This window comes from Hyphomicrobium sp., from assembly GCF_041659645.1.
GTDB lineage: Bacteria > Pseudomonadota > Alphaproteobacteria > Rhizobiales > Hyphomicrobiaceae > Hyphomicrobium_B.
Genome location: NZ_JBAZXX010000006.1, coordinates 69,984 through 83,523 on the forward strand (window position 1 = coordinate 69,984; position 13,540 = coordinate 83,523).

The window sequence follows — 13,540 nt, forward strand, 5'->3', positions numbered from 1 at the left end:
GTTCCTCGGAGAGCCAAGCCTCAGCAATAAACGACGGTCGCGGCGAGGCCGCCGAGCGACGTCTCTTTGTATTTGGATTGCAGATCGTGCCCAGTCTGCCGCATCGTTTCTATCACGGCATCAAGCGAAACAAGATGTCCGCCGTCGTCCATCATCGCCAACCGTGCGGCGTTGATCGCCTTCATTGCGCCCATGCTGTTGCGCTCGATACACGGAACCTGCACCAGGCCGCCGATCGGATCGCACGTCATGCCGAGGTTGTGTTCCATACCAATCTCAGCTGCATTCTCGATTTGCTCGGCTGTTGCGCCCATCACGGCCGCGAGCCCCCCCGCCGCCATCGAGCAAGATACGCCGATTTCTCCCTGGCAACCCATTTCCGCCGCGGAAATCGAGGCGTTTTTCTTATACAGCATACCGATACCCGCCGCCGTGAGCAGGAACGTCAGGATATGATCGTCGCGCGTGTCGGCGTCGGTAACAGCATCGCAGTAGCGAGTGTAGTAAGCGAGAACCGCCGGAATAACACCCGCCGAACCATTGGTCGGAGCCGTCACGACCCGGCCGCCCGCGGCGTTTTCTTCGTTCACAGCAATCGCGAACGAGCTGACCATGTCCATCGCGCGAAAATCGGCGGTGAGCTTGCCGTCCACATCGCACGCTTGCCGATAGAGCGCCGGCGCCCTGCGCTTCACCCTGAGACCGCCCGGTAAAATGCCTTCGGTGATGAGCCCGCGCTGCAGGCAATCGTTCATCGCCTGCCATACCTTGAGAATCTTCGCGCGCGTCGCCGCTTCGTCTTGGTAGGCAAGTTCGTTTCGCCAAACGATATCGGCGATCGATAAGTTGTAGCGCTGACAGAGAGCCAAAAGCTCTTGCGCGCTGCTAAAGGCATACCGCACCGGCCGGTGTGGAACTTCATCATTTCCCGTGCGCCGGCTCGCCGCAAGTTCGGCCTGATCAAGAACGGCCCCGCCACCAATCGAAAAATAGGTATTCCGGTGAAGCGAAGCGCCGAGCTTATCGAAGGCTTCGACGGTCATTCCGTTGGGATGCTCGCTGAGCATCCGATCGCGATGAAAAAGAAGATCCGTTTCAGGCGTAAAGGCAATCTCGCGAACGCCGCCGAACGATAGACGCTTCGTTCGCCGGACCTCCGCGACACGCTGTGACAGCGCCACCGGGTCGGCGTCTTCTGGCGTCTCGCCGAGCAATCCGCTAATCACCGCAAAGTCCGTGGCGTGCCCGACGCCCGTCAGCGCCAATGAGCCGTATAGCTCGACGGCGACCCGTTCGACAAATTGCACGGCATTCTTGGCCTCAAGCTCGGCAAGAAAAGTATTGACCGCGCTCATCGGCCCGACCGTATGCGAACTCGACGGACCGATGCCGATACGAAAGACCTCGAAGACGCTGTAATTCATGATGCCACTCCCCGCCCGGCGTGGCCCGTTGCCTCGATTGCGGCAATACCCAGTCCATATGGCGCCGAGGCGCGGACAAGATAGCGCCAAATGTAGTCGGCGAAACTGCGGCGCATTAATAGGCAGAAGCCGTCTCCGGCCCGATGCGCATAAACGGACGATTTCCCGAAGGTTGTGCCGATGACCCGCCCCTGCTCCAGCGCCGCAAAATCGTAGACGCTTGCGTGCTGAAGAACGTCGAGCGCATTTGGACCTTGAAGCAGAACTTGGGTATAGCCGCCGGAATTATCGGCGACCTGGCTACGAATGCCCTGCAGGGCCGACCGCAATCCGCTTAGCAATTCTCCAAGGCGATGGCGGCCGCAGACGATTATCCATTCGTCGGGCGAGATCCAAAGCACCTTCACGTCCAAGGCCGTAGCGAACGAACACGGCGCGACGGGAAGCGTAACACCCATTACAGCCCCGACCTTCTCCGCGAAAGCCGGATCGAGAGAATTGCCCCGCAGACTGATGTATCCGAGAAGCGGAATCTCGTTTGCCCAGACGCCACGGCCGTCGTTGACGGCGTCGGCTTGGCTTGCGAGGCCGAACGCATAGAGTGGCGATTGCATGGATGCCTCAGCCATTTTGCCGCTCTCCTTTGGGATCCACGAACACGGCCGATACCAGTTTCACCTTATGCGTCTTCCCGCCGGAGTAGGCAAAGAGCACGTCGCATCCGGCAGTGCGCCCTTCCTCGCTTCGCCGTTGGATCCCGTCACGAACGACGGCCATGGCAATCGACCGGCCAAGCTCCGGGCTAAAATAACTCGACGTGACATGCCCCAACATCGGAACCGGCTGGGCGGCGTCGGGTCGTTCAATGATCTGCGCGCCTTCAGCCAGAACGATGGTCGGATCTTCCGTCAACAAGCCAACGAGCTGCTTGCGGTTTGGCGCCGACGTATCGCTCCGCGCAAAGGAGCGCTTCCCGAGGAAACTGAATGGCTTCTTCATGGAAACCGCCCAGGCCATGTCGAGATCGAACGGCGTCATCGACCCATCCGTATCCTGACCAACGATGATGAAACCTTTCTCCGCGCGCAGAACGTGCATGGCATCGGTGCCATAGGGCGTGATGCCGAACTCGGCACCCGCATCGAGCAGCGCTTCCCAAACGTGATGGCCGTAGCTTGCATCGACATTGACCTCGAACGCCATCTCGCCGGAGAAACTGATGCGAAACACCCGCGCCGGAACACCGGCGACGGTGCCCTCGCGCCAGTCCATGAACTTGAACGCCGACGGCGAGAGATCGATATCGGAACAGACCTTCGCGATCACATCCCGGCTCTTCGGACCAACGACCGCGGCCGTCGCCCAGTGATCCGTAACCGAGGTCATGTAGACGTCGAGATCGGGCCATTCCGTCTGATGCCAGTTTTCGAGCCAGCCCAGCACGCGCGCCGCGCCGCCCGTGGTGGTCGTCATGACAAAGTGATTGTCGGAAACGCACGCTGTTACGCCGTCGTCCATGACCATGCCATTCTCGTCGAGCATCAAGCCGTAACGGCACTTGCCCGGTGCCAACTGCGTCCACGCATTGGCATAGACGCGATTGAGAAACTCGCGAACATCCTTGCCTTGAATGTCGATCTTGCCGAGCGTCGAAGCGTCCATGATGCCGACGCCGCGTCGCGCCGCAAGACATTCGCGACGCACGGCGGCGCCCTTGTCTTCGCCACGTTGAAGAAAATACTGAGGCCGCAACCACTGCCCGACATTCTCGAAGACGGCCCCGCGCGCGACGTGCGACGCGTGCATCGCCGTATAGCGTCGCGGTTCGAACGTGTCGCCCTCATGCGCGCCCGCCAGCGTCCCGAACGTCACGGGCGAATAGGCCGGGCGATACGTAGTTGTTCCAACTTCCGGGATGCTCTTGCCGAGAGCCTCGGCCGCAATTGCAAAACCGTTGACGTTCGACAGTTTGCCTTGATCGGTGCCGAAGCCGAGCGCCGTGTAACGCTTGATATGTTCGATCGAGCGATAATTTTCCCGTACGGCCAGATGGATGTCGGCGGCCGTCACGTCGTTCTGGAAATCGACGAATGCTTTCTTGCCGTGCCCTTCCGGCTTCCCGTCAGGAACGCGAAATATCCGCCGCGCAGGCGTGCTGGTCGGTTCGTCCGTCTCCAAATTCCGAGCCTCGCGCACCGATGGCCTTTCGAACGACGCCAGCAATGCGTCGACGACCTGCCGCGTTTGCTCCAGCGCCGCCTGCAAGGCGAATGTCCCGGTAATGGCTCCCGCGCAATAGATTCCGGTCTCCGCCCGACCTAGCGCCGGTGCGACGAACGCGAGCTTATCCTCGTCCCAATACGGCCGCCCGCCGTCGTGGCAATAGAGATGGACCGTTGGTGACAAACCGCCGGAACTGCCCAGTGCATCGCATTCGACCGATGGCCCAACTCGTGCAACGGCATTCCGGTCATCATCGAGCTTGACCAGTTGCGCGCCTTTGACTGCTCGGCCGCCGTGCGCGACAGCAATGCCGTAACCGGGCCGAACATCGACGCCCGCGGCGTGCGCGCGTTGCTCCCACTCGATATTGGGACGTGCACGCATATCGGCCAGCACGACGTCGCAGCCTAAACGGGCGAGATCGCAGGCGCCTTGATAGACATGATCGTTGCTCGTCTGCAGCAGCACGCGCTTACCAACGGCGACGCCATAGCGATTGAGATACGTGGTCAGCGACGACGCCGTCAGAATGCCCGGAAGATCGTTATTGCCGAACACCAGCGGCCGCTCGATCGCGCCACTCGCCAGAACGACGCGATCGGCACGAATGCGGTGCAGCCTCTGACGCGGCTTATGTTCCTCACGCAGGGCCAACGGCAGATGATCTTGGAGCTGCTCGATCGCCAGGATCAAATTCATATCGTGCATTGCGAACGCGCTCGTTCGCGTCAGCATCTGCACGTTGGGGAGACTCTGCAATTCGCCGAGCACTGTCTTAAGCCATGCGCTCGCTTCCTGACCGCCGATCACGGAATTCGGCGACGACAGCAGCCAACCGCCCATTTCGTTCTGTTCGTCGAGCAGAATGACGTTCAAACCCGCGCGCCCAGCGTCGAGCGCCGCAAGCAGCCCGCAAGCGCCACCGCCGACGACCACAACTTGTGCATGGCGATGTCGATGATCGTAGCTGTCCGGATCGGCTTCCTCTGGCGCGGAGCCATATCCTGCCGCCTGACGAATGATGTGCTCGAACCGCGGCCAGAGCGTCCTATTCTGGAAGGTCTTGTAATAGAATCCGGCCGGCATGAAGCGCGAAAACGGGCCGCACAAACTCTTGAGATCGAATTCGAGCGTCGGCCAACCAGTCGTCCGCCGCGCAACCAACCCGTCGTAAAGCTCGACCTGTGTCGCCTTGAGATTTGGGGTCGTCAGCGGACCGGTTTCGACTTGCGTCAGCGCGTTCGGTTCTTCGGGACCGGCTCCGACGATGCCGCGCGGGCGCCCGTATTTGAAGCTTCGCCCTAACATTCGAACACCGTTGGCAAGGAGCGCCGACGCAAGCGTGTCGCCCGCATAACCATCATACGACCGGCCGTCGAACGAAAAGGAAAGCCGACGTTCGAAATCGACGCGCGCGCGCTGATGCTTGACGCGATGGCTCGTCATTGCGAACCGCCTTCCGCGTCATAGACTTTGCGCCCGTCCGTCAGTGTCCACGACCCGGCGATGGCGTTCGTTGCGGTGTTGCGCTTCACGACGAAGATCTTCCGGCAACCCGTCGCATGCGACCACATTTCCCAATGCCAGCCTTTGGGATTCTTGCGCATGAATACGTAGTCACCCCAAACGTCGTCATCGACGGCTTCCGGCGTCGCGGGACGCGCGATGAACGCTTCGCCGCCGTAGCCGAACTCTTCTTCTTCGCGCTTTTCCTGGCAATGTGGACAGAACAGTACGAACATCAGATGGTCCCGGAATTAATGAGCGACGCCAGCAGCGCCGTGCTCGTCGATGAGATGCCCCGTCGAAAAGCGATCCAGACTGAATGCTTTGTTGAGCGGATGCGGATCGTCCTTCGCAATGGTGTAGGCAAAGACGTTCCCCGAGCCCGGCGTCGCCTTGAAGCCTCCCGTTCCCCAACCGCAGTTGAAGTAAAGCCCCTTCACCTTCGTCTTGCTGATGATCGGACACGCGTCCGGCGTCGTATCGACGATGCCGCCCCACTGGCGGTTCATGCGGACGCGCGAGAATATCGGAAACATCTCGATGATCGCGGCGGCCGTGTGCTCAATGACGTACGGACTGCCGCGCTGCGTATAGCTGGTGTAATGATCGATGCCCGCGCCGATCACCAGTTCGCCTTTATCCGATTGACTTGCATAACCATGAACCGCATTCGACATCACGACGGTGTCGAGCACCGGCTTCATCGATTCGGACACGAACGCCTGAAGCGGATGGCTTTCGATCGGCATACGAATGCCCGCCATTTTCGCAAGCACCGACGAATGCCCCGAGGCGACGCACCCGACGCGTTCGCTGCGGATCGGGCCCCTCGTCGTCTGCAATCCCTGGATCCGGCCGTTTGCGATGTCCATGCCGGTGACTTCGCAGTTCTCGATGATATCGACACCGTACTTGCAGGCCGCCCGCGCGAAACCCCACGCCACCGCATCGTGACGTGCGATGCCGCCGCGCGGCTGAAAACTCGCGCCGAGTACGGGAAAGCGCGTGGTGTTGGACGTGTTGAGGATCGGGATCAACCGCTTGACCTCGGCCGTGTCGAGCATCTGCGCGTCGATGCCATTCAGATTGTTGGCATTCACGCGCCGCTCGATATCGCGCATGTCCTGCAACGTGTGCCCGAGATTGAAGACGCCGCGCTGGCTAAACATCACATTGAAATTCAGGTCTTCCGTCAGGCCTTCCCAAAGCTTCAGCGCGTGCTCATAGAGCATCGCGGCTTCATCCCAGAGATAGTTCGAACGGACGATGGTCGTGTTGCGCGCGGTATTGCCGCCGCCGAGGTAACCCTTCTCGATCACCGCGATATCGCGGATGCCGTGCTCTTTCGCCAAATAATAAGCCGTCGCGAGGCCGTGCCCCCCGGCGCCGACGATGACGACGTTATAAGAAGGCTTCGGATCGGCGCTACGCCAAGCCGGATCCCAACCTTCGTTATGGTTGAGCCCCTTCGCGAACAGCGACCAGATCGAATAGTCTTTCCTCATCGCGTATCCCCGGCGAAGTCGCCCGACGCAACAGCGATGCGTCTCTATTCGGCTGTACCTGTCAGTTAGCCGAAGGGACCGAATTTCATCCTGCCAGGGAAGACGCAAATTTTGCTAATTGCGACACGCCGCTAGCCGGATTACGCCGAAGGTCGCAGACCATCCGGAAGCCTGCGGCACACCCGTAGCGCCACCCTGGCCTGTCTGCGTCGCCCGCGCCTCAGACCGCCCCAACGGAAGCTATGAGCGCCCGCGTCGGATCTATCGATATATCCGGCCGTCCCGCGAGCTCAAGATCGCAAAAAGCCTTGGTGACGACCTCGTGCTCGGTTAGAAAGCGCAGCACTGCGGCGTCTTCCGGCGCGCACCGCTGCTCAAGCTCCGCATAACGCTTGATGACCGGCTCCAGCTCCTTGCTGTAGAGCGCCATGAAGGCGTCCCAAGGTAGGTTTGCATATTTCTTGACGTGATCGATGCCCTTCTGACGGAAAACGTCGCTCTCCCGCGTGTCGCCACCAAGCTTGGCGACGAGATCGCGCATCCGCGCTTTGGTCACGACTTCGAGCTCCGCCAGCGCCCGCCATTTTTCCGACCGCACGGGATCGTCGAGAACATCCGCAAGCCCGAGATAGAGCGCCTCGCCATAGACCTCCCCTTGGTAGGCACGCTCGACCTTGCTGACGAAGTCCTTTGACGCTTCGGCTACCATGACCATCTTTCCTCCGGCCAACTGATGGGCGACGTCGATCGCCCGCCCTAGGATAATACCGGGATGTTCCGACCTCAAGGCCACGGCGGCAATCCGCATCTACATCAGTCATCGCTGCATTCTCGACAAGGCGAATGGCAAACCCGGGCAGCATGCTGACCGCATTTTCTGTTTTATGCGCCGCCCAGGGTTCCCGGAAAAATGGATTCGCGAGTGTCACACGGTGTGGATAGGATCGATTTTGGAAGCATCTTTATGAATTGAACCCAATGAAACCACCGTCAGCGTCCCTTGAAAAAGCGCTCAAGCTCTTTCAGGCCAATCAGCTTCCAGCAGCGCTAAAGGAGGTCCGGGCGTTTCTGCAGATCCGGCCGAACAATTTCGAAGCCCTGCAACTTTGCGGGGCCATTTTTTCGGACCTGAATCGCCACGACGACGCGTTGCCGCACTTTCGTCGAGCTGCGAACCTTTATCCAAACTCTGCCCAGTCCCATCACAACTTGGGAAAGGCATTGATGAGCGCGGGAGAGATCCCGGAAGCATCGGGATCCTTCGCAGCGGCTCTCAAGATCGAGCCACGCATGCCGCTCTTGCTATGCGCCAGCGCCAATGCCTTGACCGAACTCAAGCGATACGATGAGGCCGTGACTCAGTTCAAATTGGCGATCGCGGTCGATGCGAACTTCGCCGATGCGCACTACGGTCTCGCGCGCACCTTGATGATAAGAAAAAACTACCCCGCCGCAAAAGCCGCCTTTCTCCAGGCAAGCAAAATAAATCCGCAAGATAACCAGGCCAAGTTAAATGCGTTCCATTGTGGGCTGGAAATTGCCGATTGGCACGAGTTTGATAAATGGACCGCATTATCGCGCTCCCTGACACGCGATAGCATATGCGAGGCGCCATTTCGCGCATTGCTCTTGTTTGACGAACCGGAGATACACGCGGCCGCCGGCAAGGGCGCGCTTACAATGCGCGGACAGTCGAAGCCGCTGCCCCAGCGCCCGCGTCGAACGACAAACCGTCCCCGCCTCGGGTACTTCTCATCCGATTTTCGCCCGCATCCAACGTCGCGTCTCCTCGTCGGCTTGATCGAGCGTCACAACCGCGAAAACTTCGAAGTCATCGGCGTTTCGACCGGCGGCCCACCTTCCCCCTCGGACGGCATCGGACAGCGCATTCGAACGGCCTTCGATACCTTTATCGATATGAGCGAGGCCACCAACACCGCCATCCGCGATAAGGCGCGGGAGCTTGAGATAGATATCGCCATCGATCTCATGGGGCACACGGAGTACGCGCGTCCGGAGTTGTTTTCGCCACGGCTCGCCCCACTGCAGATTAATTTTCTCGGCTATCCCGCAACATCGGGAAATCCTGAAATGGATTACATCGTCCTCGACCCATTTATCGCCGAGACTATCGATTTCCAAAAGATAACAGAGCGGCCGGTTATTCTCCCCGGCTGTTATCAGCCAAACGATGATCGCAGACCGACGCCGCCAATAATGCCCTCACGGACGCAGCATCACCTTCCAGACACCTTCGTATTCTGTTGTTTTAACGAACCCCGAAAAATTACGCCGGCGACTTTCGACTCGTGGATGCGCATCCTGCGAGCCACGAAACAGAGCGTACTTTGGCTCTACACGCCCAACGAGTTGATTGCGGAAAATCTTCGGGCGGAAGCATCGAGACGCGGCGTCGATCCTTCACGCATTATATTCTGCGGACGCGTCAGTCACGAGGAGCATTTAGCTCGCTACGGCAGCGCCGACTTATTCTTGGACACCTTTCCCTACACAGCCCACACGACGGCGAGCGACGCACTTTGGGCGGGTTGTCCGGTGCTCACGCGCATTGGAACAAGCTTTGCGTCCCGCGTCGCGGGCAGCATACTCGCGACCTACGGATTGCCGGAGCTGATCGCTAAAAGCTCGGACGAATTCGAGATGATCGCCTGCCGACTTGCGAGCTCTCCGGGCGAACTCCAAGCCATCCGCGACCGCATCGTCCCGTATGACGTCGCTTCTCCGTTGTTCGATACCCAACGATACACGGACAGCTTCGAGAAGGCGCTGCAGGCCATATGGGCACGACAAGGCGCCCATAAAAACCCAGGGCGCATCGTCATCTCAGCTTAGAGACAAAGGATGCTTGGGCGCAAAACCGTCGCTGATGACGACGCTCTCGCATGCCCCTATCCCAGCGAGTGGGATAGGGGCCAAGTTCGCGAACCAGCGTAATTTGAATTCGTCAGAAGACTTCGGACACCCGACTTAATCTGGGAACACGTCTGCAAGAGCATAGTGCTTGATCGTATCCCGGTTAGCTATCAGCTCTTGCACCGAGGGTTCACCCTTCATAGCCCGAGAGATCGCGAGCTTCGTTGCTTCATAGTTGCAACGATAGAGATCCTTCTTGTCGAGCTCCTTATGATCTGCACATCGCGGATCGAGCCAAACAGTTACGATCATGCAGATCTCGTTCGCTTTCTCTTTCGGCAGAATATCGTCCTTGAGACAGTCGACGATTGCATCGCCAATCGCCGCCTGCACAACGCCCCCGAACAGCTCAATGTAGGCGCTATTCGGAATAGTCACTTTCGAAGTCATGATCGCCGACGGACGGACCATTTGGTTCAGGTCCCGGATGACAAAGAAACGGGTGTGTCCCATAGACTGGCCCATCATGCCCGCAAACGCATGTCCTACAGGTCCATCAACCGTACCGATGACGACCTCGGGCATCGCGTCCGTGTACTGGCCATCGGCAGCTAGAACCGTCGCTTCGCCGGTCAGGAACACCAAATTTTTCATAGGCTTCTCTCAGTCTTTCAGGTTGCACTGTTCACGCGTCCGGCCGCACATCTACCCCGCATTTTTGCTTTTGACCAACGCATATGCGCGAAGAGTCCTCCTGGAGCACGCGCTCCAATACCAGGCGGGGTCGCGGCATTCCAATACATGCCGCGCATCTGCGGGTGGGCGCTGCAGTCTTCGACGCGGAGGTTTCGTTAGTAGCAATTATCTCGCGACCGCCGTTAGTCTCGATTCCTTGAAGATCTGCCGCGTCGTTGACCACGCCCAACGGGAGCGACTGCCTTCGTCATGGCGTTAGCGTGCAATCGGAGGCGCCGACCGCTAACCCACCGCAGTTTTCGCCTATCCCGATCTTAGCTCGCAAAACGCAGACTTACTTCAACCCCGCCAGTCTTTTCGCCTCTTTAATCTTGGCGTCGCGATCATCAGCCTGCTTCTCACGAAGCGCGCGGATTTGATCAATCTTGGAGGACTTGGGCGGTTTGTTCTCGTCGGCCATTACTCATCCTTCTCCCCCAGAATATTTCATCTTCGTCAGAAATGACGCCGCTTACATACATAGCCAACTCGCGCTAGGGGGGGCACACCAAGTCCCACTATCTCACCATTTGAAGTCATAGCGAGGACATGCGGCAGTCGACGCTTAGGGCTTTCCGGGGCGCTGTATTACCTCCGGGCCGCCGCCCGCTTTCGGCTGGCAGCAACGCGCTCACTGCCCCTGCCGTCCTTGCGCTTTCCCAACGCGACGCGCTCAACGTTTGCCTTGCGAACCGCATGGTGCTTTCGCGTTTGTCTTCCGGCGTTCATATCGTTTTCTCTCCTGGTTGTTTTCTATCGGCAAAACGCGGTCAAGAATGACGCTTTCGGCCTTTGGCGTCCATAGGCGTCCCTGACCGTAGACTGCAACTCATACCGTGAGATTCATTTCACGGAGAATTTGCCGCTCAGCGTCCTGGATGTATGTTCGCTTTCTGCTCTCGGAAATCCGGACTTTGGCTTTTCACCTATTACTGGGTCGATGCGTGTTAAGCAGGATGAACTTCACCCGGTTTGAAGCGGAGCGCCTCTATCTCGTTGTTCGACAAAGGTCTGACATTGTGACCGGTCCCGTCGAAGCCTGTCTTCTTAGCGGCTACTACAGCGGTCTCAGTCGCCTTTTCGGCGTCGGCAAGTGCCACGTTGTAATACGCGTACTGCGGAGGGTCTTGTTTTGAAACCGGATCGGAACGCCTAACCTCTATGACCCAACCGGCTGCCGAAGTTTTATTGTTCATTTTTGAAGTCCTCCTGATGACCGCCTGCCGATAATTGAGTTCGGCCGGGCACTGTCGAAGTTCCTGTCGGGAATTTCATCGCGCCCGTTCGCTCTGGAAGACGGGGACACATAGAAACTCTCAATCGTCGCCGCCTGAACCCAGCCGACGATGAGCGAACCTTACATTGCTCTGCAGTTAAAATGGCAATTATAATTTATTTCGTTTCAGCCTGACGATTTAGCGACTCCCCGCTAACGGTTCAACGCAACTTGAGCCGAGGAAGGCCGCTAGATTCGAGGGCAGTTCCAAAGACGCGGTCCCAGAACCCAGTGGTCACGCCATAGTTGCCTTCAACATGATGATGGTGATGCAGCGCATGGTGACGGCGCGCGCGGTAGAGCCAAGAATTCGTGGGTAATTTCCAGTAGTGGGCGGCGTGGTGCAACACCATGTAGGCCATGTAGCCGACCAGCATCCCAATGGTGAGGCCGCTCGCCGCCAGCGCGCTGACGGTCGCAACCGGCACGTAAGTGAGCGCGAAAATCAGGATGAGAGCAATGACCGGAGGAGCGCCTACGAAAGCGTTCGGCTCGGCGTGATGCGCATCGTGCAGCTCCTTGAAATAAGGCACGTTGTGATAGAGCACGCGGTGCACGAAATATTCGAGGACTGTCCAGGCAATGAAGCCCGCGACCACCCAGGCGATGAGTTGAACAGCCTGAAAAACTCCGACGTGCGCGGACATTTGCACAGTCAAAATTAGGATAGCGGCGGCGCTTAGAAAGAAATCGGCATAATACGACACCGCGTTGAGACGCATCGTTTTGGAGCTCCCACCTTTATCGCCCGAGACCGCTCATGACCGATCTGCATTATGCTTTCATGACAGGCTGGCGGGCAGCGGCGACGGGCTTGTGGCGCCGGAATCAAGTTGATGCCCTTTGCGGCTGCGCAGCCCAGCGACGGAGTAGTTCGAGCCGTGGACTGCGCGCGGCGCACGACTTCCCGCATTCGTCATCCCATCGTGCGTCTCGTTGTTACGCTTTCGACGTGCTCGCTCGAAGCGTCCTGCTCGACTCGCTTCTTCGATGCCAATCGGTGAATGTATCGTTGCCTTAAAGACGGATCAGCGGCAATTCTCAACCGCTTAGAGATATTGTCGTAGAGTAAGCTTCGCATCGAAACACTCCGGAGAATTTGTAAAGGAACACGGTGGCGCCTTGCTATCCAGTCGTTGCAACGCCTCCCGACTCGACAAACCGGAGCGGGACCTGGACGGTCTTGATGTACCACGATCGGGAAGCTATCGAATGGGATCGGAAACTACCTAGTCGGCGGCTTAACTACTCGCCGCATTGAAATGCGACGGCACTGTGAGCGTCGCGACGGGCCGGCGAAGTCATGACTCGGAATCAACCGCCAGACTTACGGACGGTGCCCCGCTTCGGCTTCTTGGGCTCCGCATCAAGCAGGGCGAGACGCGCAGCACGCAGCCGTTGCGTCTTGGCAAGAACCGCGAGCCTGCTGACCTCTTGTTCCTTAACAGCGAGTGATGCGTCTTGCTGACGACGCAGCTTCAGTTCCGCAGCCGTGGCGCGCGCAGCCTCGCGATCCCGCTCCGGCTTCGCCGCGTCGATTGCCGCCTGATGCAAAGGGCTCTTCGGATACTTCCACATCTACTGCAAATGGTCCTTGTACTTCGTTCGACAACCCCCACCGGGATCTTGATATGGCGCGGCAATTACCCATGCCCGCTTCAGCGTTGGCCTGGCTTCGTACTGCTTCGGATCCCCTACCAGCAAGGACGCCCTCATCGGCGATTGATCTCTGGGCATCGAGCGGTAACGCCCGTGACGCAACACGTGCTATGGAAACGTGCTAGGAGAGTGGCGACGAGAACTCTTAAGGTAAAAGCCCATGTTCGAATTTGGCAGCACATCATCGCGATACAGCATCTCCCGCTCGGTTAACGAGAGGGACCGTCATCTCATTTTCGAGGAAGGCGGCTTCGATGAACTACCTGAGAGCATCCGCCGTCAGACGCCGTGGCAATACCTGAAGAGCGGACAGTTTAAAAATCTTCGTCCGGATTACC

Annotated in this window: 12 protein-coding genes; 1 reads left to right on the forward strand and 11 read right to left on the reverse strand. The window is 58.6% G+C overall.

Annotated elements, in window-relative coordinates:
• Positions 1–20 precede the first annotated feature (20 nt).
• From WC811_RS19960 to WC811_RS19985, 6 genes are all read right to left on the reverse strand, one after another.
• A complete protein-coding gene (locus tag WC811_RS19960) occupies positions 21–1,424 on the reverse strand; it encodes an L-serine ammonia-lyase (RefSeq protein ID WP_372647198.1) in 1,404 nt (467 codons plus the stop codon).
• Positions 1,421–2,053, reverse strand: coding sequence for a sarcosine oxidase subunit gamma (locus WC811_RS19965; protein WP_372647199.1), 633 nt, complete (start codon positions 2,051–2,053; stop codon positions 1,421–1,423). Before WC811_RS19965 ends, WC811_RS19960 begins: the two co-directional genes overlap by 4 nt.
• Positions 2,046–5,093, reverse strand: a complete 3,048-nt coding sequence (locus WC811_RS19970) for a sarcosine oxidase subunit alpha family protein (protein ID WP_372647200.1) — start codon at positions 5,091–5,093, stop codon at positions 2,046–2,048. Before WC811_RS19970 ends, WC811_RS19965 begins: the two co-directional genes overlap by 8 nt.
• Positions 5,090–5,389 (reverse strand): sarcosine oxidase subunit delta, encoded by a 300-nt coding sequence (locus WC811_RS19975; RefSeq protein WP_372647201.1) that lies wholly within the window; start codon positions 5,387–5,389, stop codon positions 5,090–5,092. The genes WC811_RS19970 and WC811_RS19975 overlap by 4 nt, the downstream gene beginning before the upstream one ends.
• A 15-nt stretch (positions 5,390–5,404) precedes the next feature.
• Positions 5,405–6,658: a sarcosine oxidase subunit beta family protein gene (locus WC811_RS19980; RefSeq protein WP_372647202.1), complete on the reverse strand. Its 1,254-nt coding sequence runs from the start codon at positions 6,656–6,658 to the stop codon at positions 5,405–5,407.
• A gap of 220 nt (positions 6,659–6,878) precedes the next feature.
• Entirely contained in the window at positions 6,879–7,367 is a 489-nt protein-coding gene (locus WC811_RS19985) for a hypothetical protein (RefSeq protein WP_372647203.1), read from the reverse strand.
• Positions 7,368–7,636: 269 nt separating this feature from the next.
• Between WC811_RS19985 and WC811_RS19990 the strand changes: the two genes are divergently transcribed.
• Complete coding sequence (locus tag WC811_RS19990; RefSeq protein WP_372647204.1) at positions 7,637–9,511, forward strand: tetratricopeptide repeat protein; 1,875 nt, start codon at positions 7,637–7,639, stop codon at positions 9,509–9,511.
• Between the two features lie 135 nt (positions 9,512–9,646).
• On the opposite strand, the gene fae is transcribed toward WC811_RS19990, so the two are convergent.
• The 5 genes from fae to WC811_RS20015 form a co-directional block, all read right to left on the reverse strand.
• Positions 9,647–10,186 (reverse strand): formaldehyde-activating enzyme, encoded by a 540-nt coding sequence (gene fae, locus WC811_RS19995; RefSeq protein ID WP_372647205.1) that lies wholly within the window; start codon positions 10,184–10,186, stop codon positions 9,647–9,649.
• 376 nt (positions 10,187–10,562) lie between these two features.
• A complete protein-coding gene (locus WC811_RS20000) occupies positions 10,563–10,688 on the reverse strand; it encodes a hypothetical protein (protein ID WP_372647206.1) in 126 nt (41 codons plus the stop codon).
• Positions 10,689–11,214: 526 nt separating this feature from the next.
• Entirely contained in the window at positions 11,215–11,463 is a 249-nt protein-coding gene (locus WC811_RS20005) for a hypothetical protein (protein WP_372647207.1), read from the reverse strand.
• A gap of 241 nt (positions 11,464–11,704) precedes the next feature.
• The gene (locus WC811_RS20010; RefSeq protein WP_372647208.1) at positions 11,705–12,265 is read right to left on the reverse strand and encodes a sterol desaturase family protein; all 561 of its coding nucleotides are present in this window, start codon (positions 12,263–12,265) and stop codon (positions 11,705–11,707) included.
• Between the two features lie 592 nt (positions 12,266–12,857).
• On the reverse strand, positions 12,858–13,121 hold the full coding sequence (locus WC811_RS20015) for a hypothetical protein (RefSeq protein ID WP_372647209.1): 264 nt from the start codon (positions 13,119–13,121) through the stop codon (positions 12,858–12,860).
• Positions 13,122–13,540 lie beyond the last annotated feature (419 nt).

Bases quoted from the DNA above. Each gene is read 5' to 3' on its own strand.
- WC811_RS19980 (WP_372647202.1), bottom strand. From the start codon at position 6,658: ATGAGGAAAGACTATTCGATCTGGTCGCTGTTCGCGAAGGGGCTCAAC.
- WC811_RS20010 (WP_372647208.1), bottom strand. From the start codon at position 12,265: ATGCGTCTCAACGCGGTGTCGTATTATGCCGATTTCTTTCTAAGCGCC.
- WC811_RS19970 (WP_372647200.1), bottom strand. From the start codon at position 5,093: ATGACGAGCCATCGCGTCAAGCATCAGCGCGCGCGCGTCGATTTCGAA.
- WC811_RS20000 (WP_372647206.1), bottom strand. From the start codon at position 10,688: ATGGCCGACGAGAACAAACCGCCCAAGTCCTCCAAGATTGATCAAATC.
- WC811_RS20005 (WP_372647207.1), bottom strand. From the start codon at position 11,463: ATGAACAATAAAACTTCGGCAGCCGGTTGGGTCATAGAGGTTAGGCGT.
- WC811_RS19960 (WP_372647198.1), bottom strand. From the start codon at position 1,424: ATGAATTACAGCGTCTTCGAGGTCTTTCGTATCGGCATCGGTCCGTCG.
- WC811_RS19975 (WP_372647201.1), bottom strand. From the start codon at position 5,389: ATGTTCGTACTGTTCTGTCCACATTGCCAGGAAAAGCGCGAAGAAGAA.
- WC811_RS19965 (WP_372647199.1), bottom strand. From the start codon at position 2,053: ATGGCTGAGGCATCCATGCAATCGCCACTCTATGCGTTCGGCCTCGCA.
- WC811_RS20015 (WP_372647209.1), bottom strand. From the start codon at position 13,121: ATGTGGAAGTATCCGAAGAGCCCTTTGCATCAGGCGGCAATCGACGCG.
- WC811_RS19990 (WP_372647204.1), top strand. From the start codon at position 7,637: ATGAAACCACCGTCAGCGTCCCTTGAAAAAGCGCTCAAGCTCTTTCAG.
- fae (WP_372647205.1), bottom strand. From the start codon at position 10,186: ATGAAAAATTTGGTGTTCCTGACCGGCGAAGCGACGGTTCTAGCTGCC.
- WC811_RS19985 (WP_372647203.1), bottom strand. From the start codon at position 7,367: ATGGTAGCCGAAGCGTCAAAGGACTTCGTCAGCAAGGTCGAGCGTGCC.